The sequence below is a fragment of the Pseudomonas sp. LLC-1 genome (genome assembly GCF_002992185.1).
Lineage (GTDB): Bacteria > Pseudomonadota > Gammaproteobacteria > Pseudomonadales > Pseudomonadaceae > Aquipseudomonas > Aquipseudomonas monteilii.
This window is the reverse complement of the sequence record NZ_LUVY01000022.1, coordinates 65,539-88,263: the sequence shown is the minus strand read 5'-3', so window position 1 is coordinate 88,263 and position 22,725 is coordinate 65,539. Positions and strand designations below refer to the sequence as shown.

Annotated in this window: 25 protein-coding genes and 1 pseudogene; 6 read left to right on the top strand and 20 right to left on the bottom strand. The window is 57.1% G+C overall.

Annotated features, from left to right (window positions below):
- Nucleotides 1-32: 32 nt before the first annotated feature.
- Complete coding sequence (locus tag A0O30_RS24695) at nt 33-353, bottom strand: DUF1654 domain-containing protein (protein ID WP_371920923.1); 321 nt, start codon at nt 351-353, stop codon at nt 33-35.
- 245 nt (nt 354-598) lie between these two features.
- Here A0O30_RS24695 and A0O30_RS24690 point away from each other — a divergent pair, with 245 nt between their 5' ends.
- Entirely contained in the window at nt 599-1,273 is a 675-nt protein-coding gene (locus A0O30_RS24690) for a polysaccharide lyase family 7 protein (protein ID WP_105948397.1), read from the top strand.
- Between the two features lie 158 nt (nt 1,274-1,431).
- Nucleotides 1,432-1,668 (top strand): Arm DNA-binding domain-containing protein, encoded by a 237-nt coding sequence (locus A0O30_RS24685; protein WP_105948396.1) that lies wholly within the window; start codon nt 1,432-1,434, stop codon nt 1,666-1,668.
- 525 nt (nt 1,669-2,193) lie between these two features.
- On the opposite strand, the gene A0O30_RS24680 is transcribed toward A0O30_RS24685, so the two are convergent.
- Nucleotides 2,194-3,510, bottom strand: coding sequence for a DUF6602 domain-containing protein (locus tag A0O30_RS24680; protein WP_105948395.1), 1,317 nt, complete (start codon nt 3,508-3,510; stop codon nt 2,194-2,196).
- Between the two features lie 453 nt (nt 3,511-3,963).
- Here A0O30_RS24680 and A0O30_RS24675 point away from each other — a divergent pair, with 453 nt between their 5' ends.
- A complete protein-coding gene (locus A0O30_RS24675) occupies nt 3,964-4,551 on the top strand; it encodes a hypothetical protein (RefSeq protein ID WP_105948394.1) in 588 nt (195 codons plus the stop codon).
- A 187-nt stretch (nt 4,552-4,738) separates the two neighbouring features.
- Here A0O30_RS24675 and A0O30_RS24670 read toward each other — a convergent pair whose 3' ends face one another.
- The 3 genes from A0O30_RS24670 to A0O30_RS24660 are packed head-to-tail and all read right to left on the bottom strand — an operon-like array spanning nt 4,739 to nt 6,634.
- On the bottom strand, nt 4,739-4,948 hold the full coding sequence (locus tag A0O30_RS24670; RefSeq protein ID WP_105948393.1) for a hypothetical protein: 210 nt from the start codon (nt 4,946-4,948) through the stop codon (nt 4,739-4,741).
- Nucleotides 4,942-6,216 carry a Y-family DNA polymerase gene (locus A0O30_RS24665; protein ID WP_105948392.1) on the bottom strand — a complete coding sequence of 425 codons (1,275 nt, stop codon included), beginning with the start codon at nt 6,214-6,216 and terminating at the stop codon, nt 4,942-4,944. Before A0O30_RS24665 ends, A0O30_RS24670 begins: the two co-directional genes overlap by 7 nt.
- A complete protein-coding gene (locus A0O30_RS24660) occupies nt 6,206-6,634 on the bottom strand; it encodes a LexA family transcriptional regulator (protein WP_105948391.1) in 429 nt (142 codons plus the stop codon). The genes A0O30_RS24665 and A0O30_RS24660 overlap by 11 nt, the downstream gene beginning before the upstream one ends.
- Nucleotides 6,635-6,736: 102 nt before the next feature.
- On the opposite strand from A0O30_RS24660, the pseudogene A0O30_RS24655 reads away from it, so the two are divergent.
- From A0O30_RS24655 to A0O30_RS24645, 3 genes and pseudogenes are all read left to right on the top strand, one after another.
- A pseudogene (locus A0O30_RS24655) lies at nt 6,737-7,091 on the top strand (SOS response-associated peptidase family protein); the annotation flags it as partial.
- 352 nt (nt 7,092-7,443) lie between these two features.
- Nucleotides 7,444-8,265: a hypothetical protein gene (locus tag A0O30_RS24650; protein ID WP_105948390.1), complete on the top strand. Its 822-nt coding sequence runs from the start codon at nt 7,444-7,446 to the stop codon at nt 8,263-8,265.
- Nucleotides 8,252-8,659, top strand: a complete 408-nt coding sequence (locus tag A0O30_RS24645) for a hypothetical protein (RefSeq protein ID WP_105948389.1) — start codon at nt 8,252-8,254, stop codon at nt 8,657-8,659. The genes A0O30_RS24650 and A0O30_RS24645 overlap by 14 nt, the downstream gene beginning before the upstream one ends.
- 66 nt (nt 8,660-8,725) lie before the next feature.
- Here A0O30_RS24645 and A0O30_RS24640 read toward each other — a convergent pair whose 3' ends face one another.
- From A0O30_RS24640 to A0O30_RS24570, 15 genes are all read right to left on the bottom strand, one after another.
- The gene (locus A0O30_RS24640; protein WP_105948388.1) at nt 8,726-8,950 is read right to left on the bottom strand and encodes a hypothetical protein; all 225 of its coding nucleotides are present in this window, start codon (nt 8,948-8,950) and stop codon (nt 8,726-8,728) included.
- A gap of 13 nt (nt 8,951-8,963) precedes the next feature.
- Nucleotides 8,964-9,455 (bottom strand): DUF2514 domain-containing protein, encoded by a 492-nt coding sequence (locus A0O30_RS24635; protein WP_105948387.1) that lies wholly within the window; start codon nt 9,453-9,455, stop codon nt 8,964-8,966.
- Nucleotides 9,452-9,898, bottom strand: coding sequence for a structural protein P5 (locus A0O30_RS24630; RefSeq protein ID WP_105948386.1), 447 nt, complete (start codon nt 9,896-9,898; stop codon nt 9,452-9,454). The genes A0O30_RS24635 and A0O30_RS24630 overlap by 4 nt, the downstream gene beginning before the upstream one ends.
- A gap of 82 nt (nt 9,899-9,980) precedes the next feature.
- Nucleotides 9,981-12,257 carry a hypothetical protein gene (locus A0O30_RS24625; protein WP_105948385.1) on the bottom strand — a complete coding sequence of 759 codons (2,277 nt, stop codon included), beginning with the start codon at nt 12,255-12,257 and terminating at the stop codon, nt 9,981-9,983.
- A 43-nt stretch (nt 12,258-12,300) separates the two neighbouring features.
- Nucleotides 12,301-12,783 carry a hypothetical protein gene (locus A0O30_RS24620; protein ID WP_105948384.1) on the bottom strand — a complete coding sequence of 161 codons (483 nt, stop codon included), beginning with the start codon at nt 12,781-12,783 and terminating at the stop codon, nt 12,301-12,303.
- 2 nt (nt 12,784-12,785) lie between these two features.
- The gene (locus tag A0O30_RS24615; protein ID WP_105948383.1) at nt 12,786-15,887 is read right to left on the bottom strand and encodes a host specificity factor TipJ family phage tail protein; all 3,102 of its coding nucleotides are present in this window, start codon (nt 15,885-15,887) and stop codon (nt 12,786-12,788) included.
- The gene (locus A0O30_RS24610; RefSeq protein WP_105948382.1) at nt 15,859-16,260 is read right to left on the bottom strand and encodes a hypothetical protein; all 402 of its coding nucleotides are present in this window, start codon (nt 16,258-16,260) and stop codon (nt 15,859-15,861) included. The genes A0O30_RS24615 and A0O30_RS24610 overlap by 29 nt, the downstream gene beginning before the upstream one ends.
- A gap of 58 nt (nt 16,261-16,318) precedes the next feature.
- Nucleotides 16,319-16,678: a hypothetical protein gene (locus A0O30_RS24605; protein ID WP_105948381.1), complete on the bottom strand. Its 360-nt coding sequence runs from the start codon at nt 16,676-16,678 to the stop codon at nt 16,319-16,321.
- A 64-nt stretch (nt 16,679-16,742) separates the two neighbouring features.
- On the bottom strand, nt 16,743-17,228 hold the full coding sequence (locus A0O30_RS24600) for a DUF1833 family protein (RefSeq protein WP_105948380.1): 486 nt from the start codon (nt 17,226-17,228) through the stop codon (nt 16,743-16,745).
- The gene (locus A0O30_RS24595; protein WP_105948379.1) at nt 17,225-20,623 is read right to left on the bottom strand and encodes a phage tail tape measure protein; all 3,399 of its coding nucleotides are present in this window, start codon (nt 20,621-20,623) and stop codon (nt 17,225-17,227) included. Before A0O30_RS24595 ends, A0O30_RS24600 begins: the two co-directional genes overlap by 4 nt.
- 42 nt (nt 20,624-20,665) lie before the next feature.
- Nucleotides 20,666-20,806, bottom strand: a complete 141-nt coding sequence (locus A0O30_RS28295; RefSeq protein WP_371921636.1) for a hypothetical protein — start codon at nt 20,804-20,806, stop codon at nt 20,666-20,668.
- 107 nt (nt 20,807-20,913) lie between these two features.
- On the bottom strand, nt 20,914-21,243 hold the full coding sequence (locus A0O30_RS24585; protein ID WP_105948377.1) for a hypothetical protein: 330 nt from the start codon (nt 21,241-21,243) through the stop codon (nt 20,914-20,916).
- Nucleotides 21,244-21,283: 40 nt separating this feature from the next.
- Nucleotides 21,284-21,787 carry a hypothetical protein gene (locus A0O30_RS24580; RefSeq protein WP_105948376.1) on the bottom strand — a complete coding sequence of 168 codons (504 nt, stop codon included), beginning with the start codon at nt 21,785-21,787 and terminating at the stop codon, nt 21,284-21,286.
- A 55-nt stretch (nt 21,788-21,842) separates the two neighbouring features.
- Nucleotides 21,843-22,229, bottom strand: a complete 387-nt coding sequence (locus A0O30_RS24575) for a DUF3168 domain-containing protein (protein ID WP_105948375.1) — start codon at nt 22,227-22,229, stop codon at nt 21,843-21,845.
- Nucleotides 22,222-22,722, bottom strand: a complete 501-nt coding sequence (locus A0O30_RS24570) for an HK97 gp10 family phage protein (protein ID WP_105948374.1) — start codon at nt 22,720-22,722, stop codon at nt 22,222-22,224. The genes A0O30_RS24575 and A0O30_RS24570 overlap by 8 nt, the downstream gene beginning before the upstream one ends.
- Between the last annotated feature and the right edge of the window lie 3 nt (nt 22,723-22,725).

Here is a 22,725-nt window from a genome sequence, read left to right as displayed (position 1 = left end):
AGCCCGCCACCCAGGCGGGCTTTTCATGATGCTCAGAATGGCGCCTGCGCTTCCACCTCCTCCGCCTTGCTGTCCTGCTCAACGATGAAGTCGTCGCGCTCCTCCACGCTGCTGCGCGCCCAACGTACGGTAACGCTCTCGTCATCGTTGAACGTAAGGTCCAACTCGGACGTTTCGGACAACAGGCCCATCACCTCTTCCCACTCCGCATCACCGTCGGTATCCAGGCGATGCACCACAACCCAGCGCTGGGTCTGCGCGACCGGGTGGTTGATCATCGACGACACCCGCAGGCTAAGACGCTCGATTCCGGTCATTGCCTGACGCTGCTGGGAAGTTGACTGCATGTGCATAGAGATATTCTCATCCTGAAAGCTGTATATTTGTACAGTATCTAAGGAAAGCTTATCTCACCGCCAAATCCAGCGTAAACCCCCACCGCTGAAAATTTTCGCCATTGGGTAATTTTGCGCAAAGCGAAATTTATTTAGCCTTAAGCTATTGACTAGAATTTAGCCTGGCGCTAATTTCAATCCCGCAGCCGCAAACGCGGCCGCCAGAGCCCCCAGCCAATCCTAGCTTTGCGTCAGGAGTTCTCATGACCGTAGACATCAGCAACCTCATCATCGCTACGCCGGTAGCCGTATCCTCGACCAACCCCGTTGCACTCGAACTCAACGGTGCCGAAGCAATTGCCAGCTACCCGAGCATCGTCAAGGTGCTCAGCGATGGTTCGATCCAGTTCTCAGCCCCCACCAAAGGCGCCTCAAGCAAAAGCACCCACAGGACCCGCTGCGAGTGGACGGAAACTGAGGATTGGACACTGGCCAGCGCCCAGGATCACTGGAACTACCAAACCATGACGCTGACCAAGGTCAACGCTGCACAGAAGGTGGTCATCGCCCAGATGCACGTACGTGGGGACGATAGCCCGCCGGTGAAGGTGTTCTGGAACAAGGGCAACATCACGCTGGGGTTTCGGCGCACCTACAACCAGGCCGACCCGGTGAACTCGACAGTGCTGAAAGGCGTGCCGCTGGGAGGCAGGTTCATCGTCAGCATCCACACCACGTCTGCCGGCGTGGTCAACGTAACGGCCAAATACAACGGTGTTTCCGGCTCGTCAGGCAATTTGCAACTCGACAGTACCTGGGCGCCACGCTTGTTCGAATTTCACGGCGGCATCTACAACCAGGTTGACTACACCGATGCAACACCGGCCGATGACGGCTCGATCTGCATCATCAGCGAACTGTCACTGATCCACCGCTGATCGATGCAAGCCCTAAAGGCATCCCGGTGCCCTGCCCATCACGGGTTGCGCCGGGATCGCCGTGACACGCCACGCCAGTGATTAGTCTCGATGAGTCATATTGTTGCCTTCCCGCTCCCAGACTAATAATTAACTGTCTGCCTGGGGAGGCGCGAAACATGCAATCAAGATTCGTTATTGTCCCTGCCGTGCCAGTGGAAGGTGATTCTTTCCGCATCGGTAACCGGTTCTATGCCGCTACCACTTCGGGCGGCTTTGATATCTACGACAACCAGGAAAAACAGCGGCTCAAGCGGGGCTATATCAACAAGTCCGAAGCGGCGGCAGCGTGCACGTTGATGAACGCCGAATCACGCAACCCAAAAGAACTGTTTCCCATCCTGCGTACAGACTGATTTGCTATCCGACCTGATCATGGCCGCGCCGAGCGGCCAGCGCGGCCGTGCGCCTGAAATCAGGCACTGCTCCGCTACAGGATTAAATTTCCTTCACCTTGCGCCCTTTAGTCATAAGGCATTCGACAGCGTTTGGGCCATACTCCACAGATGTTTTTTGGGGTTTGGCGAGTTTTTGAAAGTGAGGAAAGCCCGTATTTACGGGCCTTCCAGCCCATACCGCCACACTGCATCCCACTGGAAAACACAGCGATTGGTACAAAAATTGGTACAAGCTGGCTGTACGCACATACAGCGGTTTTCTGTCACCAATTCTCATCCCCTGCCGCCAACATCACCATGCAGTTCTTAGGGAGTGTTGAGCGGTTCTAAGGGTTTGATTTTATTGGACGAAATCCCCCTCCTCACCCCTAATTTCCCCGTCAGTGGTATCAAAATTGGTATCAATTGGTAGTCGCCACAACCGCTTTCGACCCAGACCGGCCGGTCGTGGCGTCTGCGAAGTTAGCGACGATTGGGTTACTACTATTCCAGAAGGCAAATGATCAAATAAGATGGCTCACACCCAGTTTCAGCACACCACAGGTCAAGCCGTTCTTTCTCTGAAGAAACGAGTCCTGTCCCGTCATCATTGGTTAAGATGTATGTCGTTCTGTGAATGGGCCTCACCCACTCATCCTCCGTCATAAACTCTCGGGTCAATTTGAGATTCTGAAGTACCGCATCCAAACTGGAACCGTGCTCACCCGTGAGGTATTCGTCTAGCCCTCCATCGAGCGGCAGATACCCTCCACGCGCGGCCATAATATTTAACGCAGCCATTTCTGGTCGCCCTACCTCGGAAGGTTTCCACGACCTATCATCTTCCCGTACAAGGTGCTTTTGCTTAGGCTCGATTGTTCTGTAGACCCATCCAGCCTGCGTACCAGTTTCAACGCCCTTGGCAATCAACAGAGGCTGCGGACTATTCATATAAAGGCCGTCTTCCCAAGGCATCTTCACATCAAAAAATGCGGAAATTTTCGACCAAACAACTTCCAAAATTAAACTCGCAGAGTTATGGCAAGTCGAAAAAACGGGGACCCACTCGTCATCACGCATGATCAGGAAAGGCATGCCGTTCCCTTTTACAATACAGAATTTACCGCAAGTAACGAGTGCTGGAATACTGGGGACACCTAATCTTTGATCGCCGTTCTGCCAGTTCTCCTCCAGGATGCTAGCGAACGCCGACCGTAAGCCGTGTTCGGTCTTGAAGCCGTCGTAGCCATGGATAATGCTTACCGGCGCCAAAGACTCTTGGATAAGGGTATAAAATAGAATCCCTTCACCTCGTGGCAATTTATGCATCCCTAGATAGTGGTCAGGAGCCGCTTTTCCTGTTATCTGCGAAAACCATAAACGTGCTCGGGATATATCAGGATAGACACCCTCATTTAGCTTAACTTCGAAATGTTTCGCGAATTTTTTTCTAATGTTAGCCAAGTGCTGCATAGCATCGACGTAATCAGCTCTCCGAAGAGTCTTCTTGACTTCAAACATACAAAGCACTTGTTCTACATCATATATATAATCGCTCGTTAAGCCATACCGTCGTCCTTCTCCATGAACCAACATGCAGTCAATCTGTTCAGGCAGCATTTCCCCGCCTACGGAAATGAAGCCGGACACAGTTCTCAGATCAAGACTTTTAGGGATCGCAAAATCCTGATATAGCCCTGCCTTCGTGATTTCCTCGTATGCAGTACCGAGAGTGGGCATGTGCGGCATATTTATATCCGCTAATTTGCGCCGTTCGACCTCAATAAAATTCTGGAACAGTTCAGAAGCACGGCTAATCATTAAACTATCGGCCCCTTGATTGAATGACAAATCTCAAATGGTTGATAAATTTACAACAGGAAGCCTCTGCCTACCAACGCTTTTCCGCCGCTTGGACCTTCAAACGTTAGCGGTGATGTTTCCTCAGCCCTTGATTTCGTCGACTGTGCGGCCGGCTGCTCCAGGCCGACTGCCGCACGAAACGGTTGCTATGGTTGATAGCGGTCGGTGACCAACTTGCGATCGCAACCTGTCGCAAGCGGCCATGCGCTTCTCAACGGTCTTCAAGACCGTGGTATGAGCACCCGATCCATGCGGCTCCAGAAGCGATATCGATTCCAAAACTAAAACGAAATGGCTCTGCTACAGGCCGCATGCAGCAAGGGTCACCACTTCTGTTTTGGAATCGATTTTTGTAAGGTTTACGCTGCGCCAGAGAGGCGATAGAACCCTACCTAACCAAAGGTTTTGTGAATGTCGAAGCCGCTTGATGTCATCGTAGAAAAACGACGTACAGTGCACACTTACTCGGAACTTTGGCATGCCTCAGAATGCGTTCTCGACGTAGGCCTTATGAACCAGGAAGGCTCGTCATGGCAATTTTTATCCAGCATCTTGCTAACGGCCTTCACATTCGAAGCGTATCTGAATCACCTTGGATCTCGAACCATGGATCGATGGAACGATCATGATCGCCTTCCGACTGATGAAAAATTCAACCTGCTCTGTCGCGAAATTGGAGCGACCTTTCCACTAGGTTCTGGCGCCAGACCGCTGCAGACGATAACGGAGCTTTTCAAGTTCAGAAACACGATCGCGCACGGCAGAACCACGGAGCTCAACCCGCCGCCGCTTAAAAAAAATGTAGGCAACTATATGACCGCACATCATGAGCTGTTGAGCGCCCCTTGGGAGCGATGCATTAAGGACAGCTCTTTCGCCATACGCGCTCGAGAGGACGTAGCGCTCGTTTTGGCAAATCTTCATGAAGCGTCCAAAGATGAAGAAGCCCTTTTTTCCTCAGGCATGAGCCATCACAGTGCAACACTTGTCGTCAGCTAGCGGGTTTCCCTCCAGTAATGCAGCAGTAGCGCAAGAAATCGACCTCAGGCCGCGCCATCTGCGGCCTGTGAATCGAGCGCGTCTAATACGGTTCCGTCAGTTTCGCCGACTTTTCCCCAGCAACACCGAGATCCCTTCCGCCAGTTTTAGACAGCTCTACCTCACTGAGCAGCCCCCCCTCGGCGGCTCAAGCTGCCTCTTCATCCTCAGCCAGCGCCCACAGCCTGGCCGCCTCGGCAAACTCAAGCATGTCGGCCAGCTGCTCTGCATCAACTTCACTACGTCGATGCGCAGAAATCGCGAGTTCGGCAAGCACCGCGCCCCGTCCATCAGGATCCGCCACTAACGCCGACTGGTCATTCAGTTCGGCCAGCCAGGCGGCTGGCAAGCTCAACACTTGACCGTCCACAGTTGATCGATCCGCGTCGTATAGGATTGGCTCATCATCTCCCTCCTCATGCCCCAGTCCGGTGTCCCCGGCACGCTGGCGGCTCGCATTGTCCCCCTCCCCCAGCGCTCGTTGATGTCATCCATCACCTGCATCAGTCGGTCACATGCCACCGATTGGTTCAGCGCAAACAAGTCCTCTGAAAACTCACCTGGTTGCCGCAAGTCCATCAGCAGCACCTCTGCCTTGCTGTACCGATAGCCAGGCCTGAAGATAAGATTGACCGCTTCTGTGGCCAGTCGGGTCATCAGCAGCGTGTCGCAAGTTGGATATGGCAGTTCAACCAGGGCCCCCTGAGCGTGATGCGCTTCGTCTGGGTTGAACATGCCAGTCCGGATGCTCACGCGCATGCGCTTGCAAACCGATCCTTGGGCACGGAGCTTCTCCGCTGCGCGACCAACGTAAGTGGCCACAGCCTGCTTGATGGGTACCAGCTCAGTGAGGCGCTTGCCGAACATCCGACTGCAGCAGATTTCCTGTTTCGGGGGCTCGGCCTCGTCAAGCTCCAAGCATGGCGTGCCAGCCAGTTCGCGAGCAGTCTTTTCGACGACCACACTGAATTTCTGTCGCAACGTCCAGGCATCAGCCTTGGCCAGATCCATCGCAGTGTGAATGCCAATTGCCTCAAGGTGAGCAGTCATCCGCCGGCCAACACCCCATACTTCCTTCACCTCGGTATTGCGCAGCACCCAATCGCGCTTGAACGGATCGGTAATGTCGACCACACCTCCAGTCTGCGCCTGCAGGCGCTTGGCCGTGTGGTTGGCCAACTTGGCGAGGGTCTTGGTGCCGGCGATACCAACCCCCACGGGGATGCCGGTGCATTGGAAGATCCGGGACCGCACCTTCCGCCCGAACTGAGTCAGATTTTCCTGAATACCGGACAAGTCAGCGAAGCATTCGTCGATGCTGTAGATCTCGGTGGCCGGCACCATCGACTCGATCAGGGTCATGACGCGCTCACTCATGTCGCCATACAGCGCGTAATTACTGCTGAAGGCCATGATGCCGTGGCGTCGCAGCTTGTCTTTCGCTTGGAAGTACGGCTCGCCCATCTTGACGAATGGCTTTGCATCGTACGACCTGGCGATGACGCAACCGTCGTTGTTGCTCAACACAACAATTGGGGTCTTGGCCAGGTCTGGCCGGAACACGCGCTCGCAGCTCGCGTAGAACGAGTTGCAATCGATCAGCGCGAACACCTGGTCACTGCGCATGGTCGCGCACGCTATAACGCACAACACCCCAAACGACGAGCTCATCGCCTTCCATGATGTACCGAGGCGGGTACGCTGGATTCTCTGACTTCAGGATAACGACGCCGTCGCGACGATGCAGACGCTTGCAAACTGGCTCGCTGTTGACGGCAGCGATGACCACATCGCCGTGCTCGGCTTCGCGGCCGCGGTCTACGATGACGATATCGCCCGAGTAGATTCCAGCCCCCTGCATGCTATCCCCCTCCACTTTCACTAGATACACATGAGGCGCGCGGAGGTCGAATAGCTCATCAAGGGAAATATGGCCTTCCAGATGGTCCGCTGCAGGTGAAGGGAAACCGGCCGGAACTTGAAACGAGTAGAGCGGTAGCGGATCGCTTCCGCCGGTTGGCGTACCCAAAAATGTGATGGTCATTGTGGAAGGTCCAATGCATGCTGTATGCATATACAGTAAATCCGGCATCGGCTGCCCGGTCAATCCTGGGTGATGAAAATTCTGACGGGCGAGAGGTGAAAAATGTGCGGACGGTACTCGATCTACGAGTCGATGGATCACTACCTGCGCCAGTTGTCGCTGGATCTGGTCGTGATAAATGGCTATGACCACGAGCCAATAGGGCGTTACAACGTCGCCCCGTCTACCCGTGACGAGGTAATACGCCAGGTAGCGGGTGGGCTGACCGTAGATGGGGTCAATGGGGTTGTCGCCATTCGGGACGAAGGGGAAGAGGCCGGAGCCTATTAATGCTCGAGCCAAGACGTTGTTCAAAGGCCTGTAGTCACACGGCAGAGCTTTGGCACTGGCAAGCGGGTGGTTTGATTGGGTGCCCGACCTAACGGATCCGAAGCGGAAGCAGCCGTATCGCATCAAAGACTTTACATGCCGATTTCGGACGAGGATATTCCGGTCACCAGCCTCTTCGGCCTCCGCGAGCTAGCCTTTAGCCACCACGCCGCTTGCACACGGCCGTTATCTATAGGATTATGAAGGACCTAGGGCGAGTTACGTGGCCACAGCCCTCAGCTCACACACTGCCTCCAGACTAAGCACCAAGCATTCTGCTTCGGTGCTTTTTTGTACCTGATTACCAGTGTCTATGTGGTTACGCTAGCTACCCCGACTCGGGACAGAAATAGGCTTCCCTGTTGCGTCGTAAACGCTATGAAGCTACCGTAGGTGGATGGTGGCAGGGGCCACATCCGTACTAGAGCCAGGAGCGGCTGATGGCAGTAGCCAAGACAATATGCGACACCGTGCTTGAGGAGCTTAATTCTCATGTGCATAGCGATACTCAGCCCGATCCCTTTACGGCTGCTAGGCTGCGCCGTGAGATCACGAAACTTGAGCAAGCCGATTATATGCAAGCGCGCTTGTGTTTGGGCATATTGTTGACTCTGGAGCGTAAGGCCAAACAGGCTTTTGAAGTTTTCGAAGAAATGCTTCGATACACTCCTGAGGATCCTGGCCTTCATCAAAATTATGGTCATTCGCTAGCTAAACTCCGTTTCGCAAATTTAGCCAACTCGCACTATAAAGCCGCTGTCGAATATTCACCAGAGGCGACGGAAGTTTTAATAGACCTCGCCGAAACTGCTCAGATCGTTTTTCGGCCCTGCGAGTTCATGAGCGTACTGAAGGCAAACATACACAAAGCCAACTCGGAAGTGCTTGGGGAAAATGTAGATGTCCAGCGAGCAATTCGACTAGCGAAGCTTTTTGAAGACGTAGGAATTAGTGACGAGACGGCTAACAGCATTTATTTGGCGGCTGAAGGGCTATTCATTGAGCACGAGTTGCTTATTGAAGCTGGATATTTTAGAAAAACAGGCATGTATGGCTCTTCCACGCTGACTTTCTATGCGGAACTTTCTTGCGATGATGATTTTATACACCGCCTCAACGACGAGCTATGCGACCGACTTGTTGACTTTGACGTCGCGCACCTTTTAAATAACTTAACGTTTTTGTTTATTGCTCACAAACCCAACACCAAAGATACCTCAGTACCAAATTGCTCAATGGACTTGAAGCATGCCGATCACTAACAGCTGTTTTCTTGACTGGTCTGAAAAGCTTTTGTCCTCAGGCAGCCTGACTGAACCTGATCACCGGTCAATTGTGAGCCGCGCATACTATAGCGCATATCATGAGTCCCTTGACCTTGCAGACAACACCCTTGAACTTGGGGTAAGCCAAATGATTGGCGGCTCTCACATCAAGCTTTCAGAATCCCTGACAAACTACATCTGCGAGGACAAAGTACTCCAAGGGACTGTTCGTCGAATTGGCACTCGTTTACATCTAATGCACAGCCTCAGGGTGCGTGCCGACTACTTCCTCGAGCAGAGCATTACTGCAGGCGAAGCAAACTCAGCAGTAAAGACCGTAAGATCCGTCCTTTCTGTCATTGCTAACGATATCAAGAAAAACGCAGCTTAGCCTCCAAACATAACGAACCCCAATCCGGGGTAGTCTTCCAACAGAATCAGCCACAAGTTTGACGATTTAATGAAGCGGCGGCAGATCCTTGCCGCGCGCCTTCGCCACCACACGCAGTTGATAATCGGATACAACTTGGAAAAGTGACTCGGCCAGCAAGCGCAAGCGCTCGACCTCCTCAGGTGGTGCGCAACGATCCAGAGCCTGGTGATAGTCACGCATCGCATCGATAGCCTGTTGAATCAGCGGCTCGCCGGCCTCGACCATGCCAATGAATGTGCGCTTGTCCACCGCCCTATCCCTATCACTTGATCAGGGTATTATAGGACGCTTCGCACGCCAGCCCCGCTATTCGGGCGCGATCATATGCCTGCGCCAGATCTCCCGCTCGTTCGTCAGCCCGTGCGAGCAGGTCGGAGAGCACCATGGCGGCGCGGGTGGCTGCCTGGCCTCGGGTGATAGCGGTGGTATCCGTGCCGGGGCAACTGACGGTGGCGGCGAGCTTGCTGGCTTCGTCGCGCAGCCGCTGGCCAGCAGCATCGGCGTCAGCAGCGCCAGCATCAGCAATCGTTCTTTCTTCCTGGGCATTGGCTCTCGCCTGTTCCTGCGCGGTGGCGCGTCGTTGCTCTTCCTGACGGGCATCCCGCTCGCCGATCACCTCGGCCAGCCGGTCACCGCTGTCCCGCTGTGCTGAAGCCAGTCCCGCGTTCGCTCGCTCTACCGAAAGGCCATGCTGGTAAGCGGCCCAGTGGGAGGCCAGCAGCGCAACAACCGCCGCTATGGCCCACCCCTTCATGACAGCGCCCGCCGAACGCCTTCATCAATCACCTCGGCCTTATACGGGTTGCCGCCGTTCTCGTGAACGATGATGCCGACCACGGCTTCGCGTAGCACCTGCGGCTTGGAGATGTCGATAGAGTCGCGCACGCCTACACCCAAGCGCTTGGCAATGGCCTGCGCGTAGGCCAGGGTGTTGTTCTCGCTGGAGGGCGCCCAGCGGCTGATGAACTCCAGCGGGGTGTCGATGCCAGGGCGGCCGACACCGGGCATACCGTCCTTGCCTCGGTAGTTCAGCAGCAGCTTGCCCAAGGCACGGATTCCGTTCTCGGCCTGGTCGAACCTGGCGAAGCGAGGCTTGGTCACGCCCTCCTCCATGCCCAACTGCCCCTGCCAAGCGTTCCTTGGGTTAAAATCGATGTTGCCGGGGTTGTTGTTGCGTACACCGCGTGGTGTTGCCATTGGTTTTCTCCAGGCACAAAAAACCCGCCGGAGGCGGGCTGGTGGGATTAAGTCGAAAACGGTTGATGCTTCGGGACTCCGTCTACACGGCAATCCACTTGGCATCAGGCATTGCATAAGCCATGACCTGGCGGCCGGCGCGATAGTGGTTGAAGAAGGAGTCGACCCCTGCGGTTTGCAGGCCTGGCGCCTGCAGCGCGTAACCGCCGCGCCACTTGTAGGACTGGCCCGCTGCAAGCTGCAACGGTGTGCCAGCGATAGCCGCGTGATAGGCCTTGGGGTTTGTCGCCCCCCCCATTCGCACGTAAGCCCTGTTCGACGCCACGTTGCTGCCGTTGCCGACGCCATACTCGCGGTCCATCCAGGTCGCCAGCTGGCCATTCGCGGGGTCTTGGAAGACCAGCGCCCAGGCATTGGGGGCGGCGCTCTTCGTCCCGCTCGATGCAGTTGGATCAAACGCAACCCTGGCCGTGTTCGTGCCGCCATAAAACAGCTGCGTCCCTTGGAAGCCAGTGGTAACGGTCTGCGGCCCGTTGTCGCCCTCCACCGTCACCGCTTCCAGCGCGGCCCGGTCAAAGGTCATATCCAGGGCACCAGGTCGGATCTGCACGTTGATCGATTCGCGCAGAACGTATCTACCCGACACCAGAGTGTTGTAGGCCATCACCTCGTTGATGATCAGAACCGACACGTTCTGCGCCCAGCCTTCACTGGCCGAGAACACCTGCTGACCGTCAGCCATGATTCGGCAGAGGATGTTCCGCGCAGTCTTGTTGCCACCGGCGCTGCCGTCAGAGCCGTGGTTGCCGCCCGTGTAGATGGCCGCCGCACCCGGGTCGCCATTCGCGTCAGCCGACACGACTAGCGGGGGCAGCCAGTCCGTTGGCGAGTTGCTGATCACTGTCCATGCCGCCGTTTTCGGGTCGGTACCGGTAGCGCGGGAAAGGCTGATGATGTTCGGCAGATCGTTGAATCCGTTGGGGCCAAACACCAGGCGATAGAGCGAGGCGCCCGATCGCCATGCCACGCTGACTTGCGAGCCAGAAACGCTCCAATAGGCTCCGGACACGTCGCCAGACGACGTGCCCCCGCTCGTCTCCAGATACACATACTTGCTCGGGTCGATGACCCAGGAGTACCCGCCATCAAATGGCCGCTGGGTGTAGAGAGGCGTTCCCAGCGGCGGCAGCTTCTCGCCATCGAGCACAAAGTAGAACTTGAGACTTGGGTACCTCGGGCAATCGAGCTTGACCGTTTGAATCCCGGATCGAAGGATATCGGGGGCGTACTCAGTATGTCGCAGCACTTCTGTTACAGGGTTGTCAGCGGTTTCATACCCATCGATGGCGATCTCATGAATTGTCCAGCCATCACGGTAGCTGCCCGACACGCTCGCGCCGTTCTTGAAATACGCGAACTTGTAGTAGTAGCCAGGGCGCGCACCGACCACCTTTACGTCAAGCAGCGCGTTTAGGTGGAAGCCCACCGAGTCAGCAGCGGACGTGACGTTGTTCCGAGTGGCAGCCCGGGCCGGGTAAACACGCCCCCGGTTAACGGTGATGGAGTTCCCCATGCCTGCAACTCGCTGATAGCAGGACGGGTCAATGATCCACGAATAGGCGGCGTTCGCCGGGTTCTGGGCAATGATAGGGGTGCCGGCGGCCGGAAGATAGGCGGCATCGATGGTGATCACGAACCTCAACAGAGGCACGCCAGCCGGAATGACAACGAAGGTCTGAACACCACCGCTGCGCACGATGGCGGCGGGCGTGTCGGTGTGGTTGTGGATGATCGTGGCCGTGCCGGTGCTGGCATAGCTGTCGATGTTGAACTGCTCGATCACGATGCCGTGGTCAGAATCCCCGCTCGCCGTGGCTTCGTTCTGGAAGTAGGCGATCCGGAAGTAATGGCCGTCGATCAGAGACGCATCGCCAATCACCTTCACATCGAGAATCAGGTTGTTGAGGATAGTGCTCGCAGCCGAAGTCGTGCCGCCCCGGTTCATCTGCCGGAGCGGGTAGGCTTTGCCACGGTTGATGGTTAGGGCATTGGCAATGAACGACAGGATCGAGTTGATTTCAACGGCGACCCCAGCGTCGTTGCGGTAACGCGTCTCGGCCTTGTCACCCGTGGACGGCACCGTGAAGAACCGGTTGTCAGTCCCGGTGCCGTTGGTCTTCGTCAGGCCTTCGACAACAGTTGGGTAGGTGCCAATGCTGGCCAGGAACTCGGCATAGATCTTTTTCAGGGTCGGCTTGGTGACGCCGTTGATCGTGACGAAGTCAGCGTCGGACACGAACAGCGCGTTGGCGGTGGTGACCAAGTCATGGAACAGCTGTTTGTCGGCAGCTACGCTCATAGAAACTCCAGGCGAAAAAAAACCCGCATGAGCGGGCGAGCATTCAATTGATCTGGGCTCCAGGCCAAGACTTGGTGTACCAACGCATAAGCTCGGCGGTTAGAGCTGCGTTCATGACCGGCAAAGGCATGCCGAGGAGCAACTCTGCGAAAACAGCCTCATCGACAATGGGCAACTCAAACAGCTCCAAGGAGGCCGTGTATCGCCATAGATCGTCACTGACAAACTCTGGTCCTTCATAAATATCGGTGAATCTGGAACGGGTCGGCTTAAGCCCTAAGGGTGTTCTGATGGGACAAAGAAACCAGTCTATCCAGCCGATCTCCCACTTACACCACCCCTCAAACAACTTGGCTTCTTCGGTCGACAAGATCCAACTTACTCGCAGGATGGTTGGAACGCTGCCAAACCGGCGACGCTGCATTGCCCTGCCGCTTGCCATAGGCGTTCTAACTATCGGGCTGACTGGTTTGAAGCCGTAGCCATCAGCAACTGGCAACGGAAGACCATCTGGAAGTGAAAGCATCCTCAGGCATCCTCAGGTGCAAAGTTGTCATCATCTGCGTATAAGCGCTCGTCGTAGTTGATCGCTTCCATGTCTGCTCCATAGTCACCGGGATCGATCAATGTGACCAATACCGGATAACACCACCTGGTGGAGGTTCCGAACAAAAGATGAGGTGGCTGAATTTCTAGTGAGAGGTCCGGTACAAAGTCAATCGCCGGGATAGCTATTCGGAACTCGTCCACTCTCGAAGCAGCCCATGGACCACTGACCGATCCATCCGGACGACGGATAGCCAAAACATGCGTCTTCCCTGCCTCCCATGTGAAAGGCTCACAACTTTCAACGATTACCGGCCCCTCACCCATCGAGCAGTCCAGCATCACAGATGACTGGGCATACCCGGGGATATCATCCGCAACTGCGTCATAACTCAGATAACTACTATTCAGAGCTGACAGCTCAGTTCCCCAGCTATAACTTTTGTTCTGGTAGACTTGAGCTCGACGCTGACGAATCCCGTAGCGCCAGGCGCGGTCACGATCGGTGACACCATCAAGAGTGATCTCCTTGACCGTTTGGAAAGCGTCACCTGGTAGTTTGCACTTCACAGTTTCTACCGCCCAAGTTTTCTCATCCAGGTACTTGATGGATACGCCATCGAAATCGTCCGGCGCTGGCAAGGTGAAGGAACGCTTGAGAGATCCAGTCATATTCTGTGGCGTGTACATGAACTGGATCTGGCTACGCGGCTCATCCCGCACCGGAGTAATCCTGCCTCGCTCAAGTGTGAACTCTGCAAATCCGGCTTTGAGGGCATCGTTGAGCGCTTCCTTGACCGTGCCCGCCTCCTCCACGGAAAAGTCGAAGTAGTCCCCACGGCTATGCCAAATGGCGCCATACCGCACGAACTCTTCGATATCTATGTCATCATCTGTCGCCCCAACCGACTTCGAAACATAAGACGCCCACGGCGCGATATCGCGGGTAGCCGTTGGCTCCGACCAGGCGCCATTGACCAGGACAGGGAGCTTGCGGGTGGCTATCAGTGACACCTGGCTCTCGGACTGAGCCGAAAGTTTAGTGCCGCCACGCGCATACACCGCGATTGTGGTAACCCCCTCATAACGCAGTGGGGCTTTATCAATGCGAGCCCTTAGGCCATACCACTGCACACGGTCTTGCTGATTGCTGTCCGACGACTCCTCACCGATTCGGCGAACCCTCATTTCCCCCCTCATGTAGGTAGGAAAGTTGATTGCCCGGGTGAATGCGATTTGGTCTCGACGAGCCGCCTTGAACGTCCAGAAAACGCTTGTCCAGTCCCCGGCCGTGTTGATGTCGCGATACTGGGCCTCGACCTTGACGGTTACTTCAACCTGACGTCCCTTCTTCGAATAGGCAATAAGCCCAGCGGGAAAGAAGAAGTCCAATTCGACGCGACGGACAACCTCATTCTCCGGACAGACTGCGAACGAGCCGGCCCAGTCGCCTTCAGTTGTGGAAGAGTCCAGCACAACCGATACATCACTGGTTTGCATGGCGTCGAAGCCCAGCCAGTCATCGTCCACTGCCCCAGTGTCAGTCAGCCGAACGACCGTGATTGCCGATGGCCCGTGGCTCTCATCCGCTGGAGCGTTGTCATCATCCTCCACTGAGTCATCGGAGACTTCCGTTATCCGGTAACGCAGCCCCCTATAGCCAATCGTGGCAAGCAACGATCCTGGCTGCAGCCCCACCGCAGGAGCGCCACCGTCGTAAGCCATGGTCATGCGGGCGTACTGCCCGTCCGTGGCGGCCTCTGTCTTAACGCCCGTTACGAACGCGGGGCTTGAGCCGAGGATGTCAGATACAGACCCGGTTATAGACAGCGGCGAGCCAGTGAACGGTGCGGCCTGTTCAGCAATGCGCAGCCTCCCGGAAGAAGCACTGGCCACCAGGCCGGTACCGGACAGAGACGCGCTGACCGCAGAAACCAGGCCGGCAAGGTTTGCAACGTTCGTATTCAGCGATACCGGGAAACTGCTCACTCCTCGCGATACGGTGAAGCTCAGCGACACCACATCGAAGTTGAAACGAGCAGGCGCCGCGCTGCCGGTGACCATGGATGCGTTACCAGGCACGGCCGGTGTACCGGGCACCTCAGGCTCGTAGCTCGCAACAATGTAGTTTCCAGCATTGGCGCCCGCGATCTCGATCCGCATACCGACGAATGCCTGAAGCATGGGGAGATGCGGGCCGCTGACGATGGTCGCACTACCATCAACCGGGGCGGTGAAGGTGTACGGATAGGTCATCTCGACGCGCGCAATCATGCCGCTATCCCAGCCAAACGGGAACCATCCCGCACCCTCTGGAACGCTCAGCACCAGATCAGCCGCCAGCAAAGCATTTCCGCTGAACTGCTGTGCTACTTGAGTGGTGTTGGTGAGGGTAAGGCCACCAGATCCGGTATTTGTCGCACCGACTTCGGTCGAGTTATGCCACCACAACCGGGCTGACTCGTCGGCCAGTGACTCACCTGGTCCGTATACCTTGTATCGCGCAGTGCTGCCGAGCGAAGCGAGCGTGGTGTCGCCGATCTTGACGTCCGTCGGATTTATCTCGAACTCGCCGACGCCAACGCAGAGCAGTAGCTCAACCCATTGCTCCGTCTCGTTGACGAAGTAATGCCGAGGTGGGACCAGATAGTCCGGAAAGATGCGAGTCCTGCCTGCAACCTCGCGTATAACATCGCCCACTTTGACCTGGTTGCCCGTGGTCTTGGCCAAGTTCAGATTCTGCCCCGACCGCCCCTGATTGCGCGGGGTAGACAATGGCCTCTGGGTCATCATGACCACGCCGACAGCAACCACTGCGGCAACAACGGCCCACACTGCGACCTCCAAGCCGGTACCTTTCGGTTCCGGGTAGATCCTCACGGTGTCTTGGGGTGAAAATTCGGTTTTCGCCCAGCGCTCAGGATTGATGAACACCCCGTTCAGCTCGACGCTTATAGGCGGTGACTGCCGGGGCGTATAGCCTGGAACGTTCTGAAAAAGCCAACCCTCAATGGTCATAACCTGATCAGTCCGGTGGCGCTCCAGGGGAGAACCCTCAAGCTTGCTCGGGTAAAATTCGATCACGGTGGTAGCTCACTTTCAGATACTGGTCTTGAAAACGCCGTAGCGGTTTGATGGTTGCCCCGCTGGGCTTCATCTCCAGGCCGTGCAACCGACCTTCCACCTCAACGATTAGCGCAACGTGGATGCAGATTTCCCCTCGCCAGATGCAGGCAATAGCCCCTACTTCCGGTTCGCAGCGCTCCATGGCCGATGACTCAATATTTACGGCCCGGGTGAATTCTTTGGGCATGGTGTTACGGACATACCCCCAGCTCGGAAGCAGCGGCAAACCATAGACCTGATGACGTACTAGCCTGGTCATGCCCCAGCAATCGAAGCACGCAGGGCCGCGCCCGCCATCTTCGTAGGTAGCCTCTAGGTACTTATCAAACATTTCCAACACCCAATAAAAAGCCCAGCACGATGGCTGGGCTATTTGGAGTAGTTTCGACCTAGGCCTTGGATGCACATCCAGGCTGCGTCTGGTCGATGATCAGATCACCTTCGACCCGATAACCGATCATGCCGAAAATGAAGGAGTGGTTGACTGAAGTCATAACCACATCGCTCAGGCCGACTGCGCATCGGTCTTTCTGGATAGCGTCATCCATAGCGGTTTTGATGTTGGGAAAGCCCAACGGGAAGAGGATCACCGGGTAGTTGTCCTCGCCAATGACCCGCTTACCCTTCACGAACTTGGACGAGTTCAGGTTGTAGTTTTTGGTGCTGGCAACTGTCATATCGGCGACGCGCACGGTACAACCAGAGGCGAGTACAGCGCCCATCAATGCAACAAACAACGCTTTTTTCATGGCTTGCTCCGTTCAGAAGCGCGGGACTATAACAAAACGCCATCATCTGAAGCACGCCTGCAAATCAGGTGTAGCGGAGCGCTGGCACGAAATCCAAGGTGTACTTACGCCTTGGCCAAGCCAAGTTGACGAAGTCGAAGTAGCCGGCTTGCAGCTGAACGGTGGCCCCTTCCATGAAGCCGCTCAGCACGTTCATGCGGTATGGCTTCTCAGCCGGCGCGGACAAGTCAGACGACAGGTACGTGCGGAAGATCATGGTGATCTTCTGCCTGGTTTCCAGCGCCTGATCGATAAGTTGCTGAGCAACGCCAGTCACGTTATCGATCGCGAAAGTCAGCGACTGGTTGCCGCTGTTGTCACGCTTGGGCAACGCAGCGTCGAAGGCAGCCGCTGTGAACGTCGCCAGAACGCCGTCCTCGGTCCTGGCCACCAGATCTTCAAACGCTGAACAGATGTACACGGGGCCAGGCCAAGAAACGCAGCGGAGCTCAATGGTAGGGATGATCCAAGCCCTGCCCCCGGAGGCATACAACGTTGCAATTGCTGTCATTGCCCTACCCTTTTCGCCCCGTAATACTGCTCATATGCCTTGGCCAACTGACCACCCTGCCTGATGTTCGCCACGCAGATATCCAAGATCTGACGGCCATCAGGGCCAGTGGAGTGCTGAACCTGCCCCGCGCGGCTGGCGTCTTCGTACAAGTTGACGTTCGGGGACAGCTGCGCCCGGGGCTGAGCACCGCCGACAGAATCACCTCCATCGGCAGAGCCGGCCGAAGAGCTGCCTGGACCGCCGATAAAAGCAGCACGCCCATTGCTGATGGCTTCAAGAGTGCCAACCCCTATCCGGGCGGTTGCTTCTGCGTCAAAAACGTATTCCCCCCGGTGAACCGGGCCTGCGACTTCGTCTCGACGACCGTTCCCGGTATAACCACCCTCCATGAACCCCGCCCCAGACATCGCTGTCATCCCCACAGCCGCAGCCAGCGGGTTAGCAATAGTCAGGGCAGTAGCCATTGCGCCAGGCGCCAAGGCGGGACCGACAATCGGAATGGCAGCGGTAGATGCAAAGGCAGCGAGGCCGGCCTGCAACGCGGTTGCCTGGGCATTCGCGCTCATCATCCCAGCAGCACTGAGCTGGGTCGTTTTTCCGACGAGCATCTGCACGCCTTGGTAAACCAGCCATTGCGCCGCCATGTCGGCCAGCGCGTTGAGGACAGATTCTGCGAACCCACCCAACATGTTGTTCAGTGAATCGCCAGCATCTTCCGCTCCGGTGGCAACATCCTTGAGGAACGTGCTCAGTTCACCCTTGGCGCTGCCGAGGGTGCTGTTGGTCAAATCGGCAGCCTGGGCTGAGTAGTTCTGTGCCTCGTCGGCAAAGTTCGCCCACGCTTCGTGAACGCCGTTCATCCAGTTAGACTGCTGCTCGTCAATCGCTGCATAGTAGGTCTGCTGAGCTTGCAACCTCTTGTCGAGCTCCTCCTGGAGGACCTGTGTTTCGCTCGCATACAGCTCCGGCTCAATCTGCCCGGTGTTCCGCTGCTCATTCAGGGAATGGAGGTCTTCGACATACTTCTGACGCAATGCCAGCTCAGACCGCATACGGTCGCGGGCCTTGTCCCCCTGGCCAATACCGGCCAACTCTTGGGCATAGCCATTTACCGCCGACTGCGTGCCGGCTTGCTGAGCAGCCTTGAAAGCGCTGAGCTTTAGATCGTCTTCGTTGGCCTTCTTGATCTTGTTCAGGCTATCCAGCTCGGCGGCCAACTCAAGCAGGCGCTTTTGCTGGGCTTTCGACAGATTGCCGAGCTTGCCCTCCTGAAGCTCGAAGGAGAGTTTCGCGACTTCCGTGGCGTTCTTCTGCTTGTCACCAGTGGTGTTGATCAGCTCGATCTGGCGCTTGTAGCCCTCTTCCGCCGCCTTGAAATCCGTCAGCTGCTTCTTGGCAGCCTGCTCAGACTTTGATTCCCCCTCGCGCTTGGACTTGTTCGCCTTGTCATTGGCCTTTTTCTGCGCCTCGATGGCGTTAGCTGCCGACAGGATGGCCTGGCGATCTGTTTCGGTGAGGTCCGCATTCTCGGCGATGTAGCGGTTCGCGATCTTGATAGCGTCATTGTTGTCTTGCAGGCCGCCGAGCTGCTTCTGCAGGGTTTCCAGGTAAGTCTGGCCAGCGCTGCTCATGCCGCTCTTCGCGGCATTATTCGCTTCGGTCGCGACTGTGTTTTCTTTGGTGACCCCAGTGAGGACACGCAAGGTTTCGGCAATCAGGCCTGAGCGCTGATCAGCATCGCTGACGGCGCCGGCCTGGGTGATCCAGCCCTGCACCGTAGCCCCCGGCAACTGCAGGCGATTACCCACTTCCTTGAGGATCGGGGCCAGGTCGGCACCAGAGGAACGAGCCTCGTTCAGCCGATCGATAACCCCTTGGTACTCGGCCAGCTGCTTGTTGTACTGGCCGCCCGAGTCGCGAACAGGTGCTGTCACTGTTGCAGAGCGGATGGCCTGGGCAAGATCTCCGTAGGCATCCTTGACCTTGTCCGTAGCGCTGATCTGCTCCTGCTGCCATTTCACCAGGGCAGCTTCGCGCTGGTCCTGGTTGAGCTTCTGGAACTCCTCCCGCAGTTGGGATACGGGCTTTTGCATGTCCTCCAGACTGACCCCAGCCTGGTCCGCGTTGTCACGAAGCAAGAGGAAGCTTGCCGCTGCGGTGCCGGCGAGGATTGCCAGCCCCATCGGACCGCCCAGGCCTGCAAGGAGACCGGCCGAAGCGGCCTTCAAGCCAGACTGAGCGGTTGCTACTGCGGTGGTTGCTGCGGCCTCCTTTGTCCGCGCGGTAGCTAGCTGAATGGACATTTGGGTCTGAACTGCGGTGCCTCGCGCCGCAATCGCTTCCCGCTCAGCGAGAATGGTAGCCGTCTGAGCCTTCCGCTGATCTGCTATCGCCGCCTGCAGTGTTGCCTCGGCCTGGGCAACTCGTGCGGCCCGGTCAGCCCGCGCTGCCTGCACGGCCAGCCCAGTTTTCACAACGTAGTTGGTCAGCGCAGCTGCACCAACGCCGCCCATGGCCACGGCCACAAGGTCGACGTTGTTCGCCAGCGCAATCAGCACGTTCGCAAAGCCTGCGACTATGCCGGTTTGCTCTTCCATGCCACCCAGGAATGCCTGAATGGAGTTGCTTATGTTCACCATCGCGTCCTGCACGCTGGTGGACATGTCGGCCGCAGCCTTGCGGTTGACCTCCACGTTGCGCAGCAGGCCGATATTAATGTAATCGAGCGACAGCTTGCCCTCGACGCCGAGCTTCCGGATCTCCTCGGCGCTCTTGCCGGTGGCGGCGGCAATCGCATTGACGATGGTCGGCATGGCGTCCTGAATAGACACCCAGCCATCCGCCTCTACCTTGCCGGTCTGCAGCGCCTTAGAATAAGCATCCAAGGCCGACCCGGCTTTATCTGCAGCAGCCGCGTTGGTCACCAGCAGAAAGCTGAAGCTATCCGTGATATCCAACGTCTCTTGGGTGTTAAAGCCCAGGCTACGCATAACGTCAGCAGTGCGGATGTACAGCTCTTGCGCCTCAGCCAGAGGACGGTAGGTTTCCTGCGCAGTTTGTAGCAGGTGATCCTGAACCAGCTGGTACTCACTTGCGCTACCAGCTGCAGCCTTCATCCGGTCAGACATCTGCCCGTAGGCGTCAACTTGCTGGATGATACTGCCGATCAGACCGGCGCCGGCCACTGCCGCGAAAGCGCCGCGCATGAGAGTGCCGGCTTGCTGCGCTGCTGCGCCAGCTCGATCAAAAGCCGAATCGACCTTAGCCAGACTTTGGTCAATCGCCTGGGATGACCGCGCGACCAACTGATCCGCATTGGCCAACTCCCGACGCAGCTGGGCGGTGGTCGCCTCGATCTGGACCAGCATTCCCTGGACCTGTTGGTCGGCCATGTAATTCTCCAGAACGAAAAACCCGCCGGAGCGGGAATTGAGTCACTTGCCTCGGCCCGTAAGTGCCTGGCGCAGCTTGTCGGCAACTGTCGAGGCGCTCGGTTTCTGCTTGGCGCCTTGGGCCTTCCCTTTGCCGAAAGGGTTGGTCATTTGCGACCATTCGAGCCGGGCATCAAGTGCCATGAAAAGCTCAGGCAGCGGCGTGCACCAAGCAACATCCGGTGCCCAGCCCAACCATCCCGTAGCGATCGAATAAAGCCGGTCAACGTAACTTCCGTCTTCGATGACGCTTACGCCGTCCCGGCTTGGTCGTTTCCCGGCTCTTTGCCGCGCGGATTGTAGAGTGCAACCAGGTAGGCGTTCAGTTGGGTCGACGCGTCAAGCACACCGTGCATCCAGATCAGCTCCGGCACCGCCTTGGCAGCCTTCTCGTCCAGGCCGGCACCGGCCACCAGAATGATCGCGCAACCTTCGACGCTGAGCGCCGTGATTGCCTGGGAAGCCCCACGCAGACCACCAAAGCGGCTCTCGATAGCCCGCACAGCCTTCAGGGTTGGGGTCAGGGTGAACTCTTCATCACCCAGCTTGACGGTAACGGTACCGTGCAGCGTATTGTTCATTAGGCAGGTCCTGTGAGGCCGGGGCCGAAGCCCCGGGCGCTTATGGGGTAACAGGGGCCGGCAGCAACTCGAGGATTTCCGAGTTGATGCCCAGGGTGATGTTGCGGCGCACCACATTGTCAGCGGCGCCTGCAGCCACGGTGTTGTTCATGACCTTTGCCCGGTAGTAGAACGTGGTCGGGCTGATCGCCGGCGAGGCATCAGGGTCGCCGTCATTCAGGGTCACCTTGATGTTGTAGTCACCTTTGCTGCGGTCTTTGTGAGCAGTCTTCACCGCGTTCTGGCCGGCATCACCGTTATCCAGGCCCACAGTGAGGGTCATGTCGCCGGCGTCAGCCGTGCCCTTGTACTTGCGCACACGGCCATCCTCGAGCGACGTGAAGGTCACACTGCTGAAGGTGTCGCCGAACTCGCCGAGGTCTTCGATTTCACCAACACGCACATAGGTGTCGGCCTCGAACTCGGTTTTGGTGGTCGCACCGGTCTTTCCGCCAATGAAGAGGCGGCAGCCGGCGGCTGTATTGAGGTTGTCTTCTGCGGGCATGGGTGATCCTCCAAAGCCACGTTGGATAGAAGCCGCAGCGCGGCCAGTGGTTGATTCAGTGGGTGGTGATCACGCGAACGGTGATCGAGCCCTGGTAGGTCATGCCGTCGGCATCGCGCTGAGCGTCGGCCTGCTCAACACGAACGGAAACGGCACGACCCACCTCCAGCGGGAGGCGGCGCTCGTCCAAGGCAGCGATGACCTCGCCGTTGATGCGTTTGACCTCGGCCTGGCCCACGGCATCGGACCAGACCGACAGGTACACCAGCCGGTTTTCGCGCTTACGGCCCGAGATCGGGCTGCTGTTGACTGATATCTCCCGGTCGATCGAGACGTACGGCATTTCTGCGTTCAGCGGCGCGCCGTCGTAGATCGGGCAACTGACCTCGGCCTGAAGCCTTGCAAAGATGGCCTCTTGCAGGGCCAGTGATGGATCAGCCATCTCCTACCCCCTGGCTTGCCTTACGCAGCGTGCGGTTTACGGCGGCCTTGATGTCAGCCAGGACATACTCACGGTTGACCTGGATAGATGGTCGCAGCCACGGGTGAGCCGGCCTAGCCGGGATATCCGGGTACTTGCCGAAGAAGTGGGTGCCGTCGCTTTTGTTGGTGACACGCCGGTTGCGATCACCGGCCCGCTTACCGCCGGTATAGCCCTTGGTACCGTACTCGATGAAGCGCAGGTAAAAGAACCTCCGGTTGTCGCGCTTGCCACGGATGCCGATCTGGGCATCTAAACCGCTGGACGAGACGTACACCCGCAGCGCTGCAGCGGCTGCGCCGGTGTCCTTGGGCATTAACTCTCGCTGGGTTTCGAGGATGCGGTTCGCGGCCACCAGCATCGCGGGCTGCAACTCGTTATCCATCGTTTTGTGAATGTTGCGAAGCGTCCGGCGCAGCCGGATATCGCCGCGAATGCTCGACCGGCGGGCCATACC

Excerpts from the sequence above, each read along its gene's own strand:
- A0O30_RS24650 (WP_105948390.1), top strand. The coding sequence starts at position 7,444 with ATGGCAGTAGCCAAGACAATATGCGACACCGTGCTTGAGGAGCTTAAT.
- A0O30_RS24685 (WP_105948396.1), top strand. The coding sequence starts at position 1,432 with ATGCAATCAAGATTCGTTATTGTCCCTGCCGTGCCAGTGGAAGGTGAT.
- A0O30_RS28295 (WP_371921636.1), bottom strand. The coding sequence starts at position 20,806 with ATGGCACTTGATGCCCGGCTCGAATGGTCGCAAATGACCAACCCTTTC.
- A0O30_RS24645 (WP_105948389.1), top strand. The coding sequence starts at position 8,252 with ATGCCGATCACTAACAGCTGTTTTCTTGACTGGTCTGAAAAGCTTTTG.
- A0O30_RS24675 (WP_105948394.1), top strand. The coding sequence starts at position 3,964 with ATGTCGAAGCCGCTTGATGTCATCGTAGAAAAACGACGTACAGTGCAC.
- A0O30_RS24620 (WP_105948384.1), bottom strand. The coding sequence starts at position 12,783 with ATGCTTTCACTTCCAGATGGTCTTCCGTTGCCAGTTGCTGATGGCTAC.
- A0O30_RS24690 (WP_105948397.1), top strand. The coding sequence starts at position 599 with ATGACCGTAGACATCAGCAACCTCATCATCGCTACGCCGGTAGCCGTA.
- A0O30_RS24595 (WP_105948379.1), bottom strand. The coding sequence starts at position 20,623 with ATGGCCGACCAACAGGTCCAGGGAATGCTGGTCCAGATCGAGGCGACC.
- A0O30_RS24585 (WP_105948377.1), bottom strand. The coding sequence starts at position 21,243 with ATGAACAATACGCTGCACGGTACCGTTACCGTCAAGCTGGGTGATGAA.
- A0O30_RS24665 (WP_105948392.1), bottom strand. The coding sequence starts at position 6,216 with ATGCGCAGTGACCAGGTGTTCGCGCTGATCGATTGCAACTCGTTCTAC.
- A0O30_RS24630 (WP_105948386.1), bottom strand. The coding sequence starts at position 9,898 with ATGGCAACACCACGCGGTGTACGCAACAACAACCCCGGCAACATCGAT.
- A0O30_RS24625 (WP_105948385.1), bottom strand. The coding sequence starts at position 12,257 with ATGAGCGTAGCTGCCGACAAACAGCTGTTCCATGACTTGGTCACCACC.
- A0O30_RS24695 (WP_371920923.1), bottom strand. The coding sequence starts at position 353 with ATGCACATGCAGTCAACTTCCCAGCAGCGTCAGGCAATGACCGGAATC.
- A0O30_RS24570 (WP_105948374.1), bottom strand. The coding sequence starts at position 22,722 with ATGGCCCGCCGGTCGAGCATTCGCGGCGATATCCGGCTGCGCCGGACG.
- A0O30_RS24580 (WP_105948376.1), bottom strand. The coding sequence starts at position 21,787 with ATGCCCGCAGAAGACAACCTCAATACAGCCGCCGGCTGCCGCCTCTTC.
- A0O30_RS24605 (WP_105948381.1), bottom strand. The coding sequence starts at position 16,678 with ATGAAAAAAGCGTTGTTTGTTGCATTGATGGGCGCTGTACTCGCCTCT.
- A0O30_RS24600 (WP_105948380.1), bottom strand. The coding sequence starts at position 17,228 with ATGACAGCAATTGCAACGTTGTATGCCTCCGGGGGCAGGGCTTGGATC.
- A0O30_RS24575 (WP_105948375.1), bottom strand. The coding sequence starts at position 22,229 with ATGGCTGATCCATCACTGGCCCTGCAAGAGGCCATCTTTGCAAGGCTT.
- A0O30_RS24610 (WP_105948382.1), bottom strand. The coding sequence starts at position 16,260 with ATGTTTGATAAGTACCTAGAGGCTACCTACGAAGATGGCGGGCGCGGC.
- A0O30_RS24635 (WP_105948387.1), bottom strand. The coding sequence starts at position 9,455 with ATGAAGGGGTGGGCCATAGCGGCGGTTGTTGCGCTGCTGGCCTCCCAC.
- A0O30_RS24680 (WP_105948395.1), bottom strand. The coding sequence starts at position 3,510 with ATGATTAGCCGTGCTTCTGAACTGTTCCAGAATTTTATTGAGGTCGAA.
- A0O30_RS24660 (WP_105948391.1), bottom strand. The coding sequence starts at position 6,634 with ATGACCATCACATTTTTGGGTACGCCAACCGGCGGAAGCGATCCGCTA.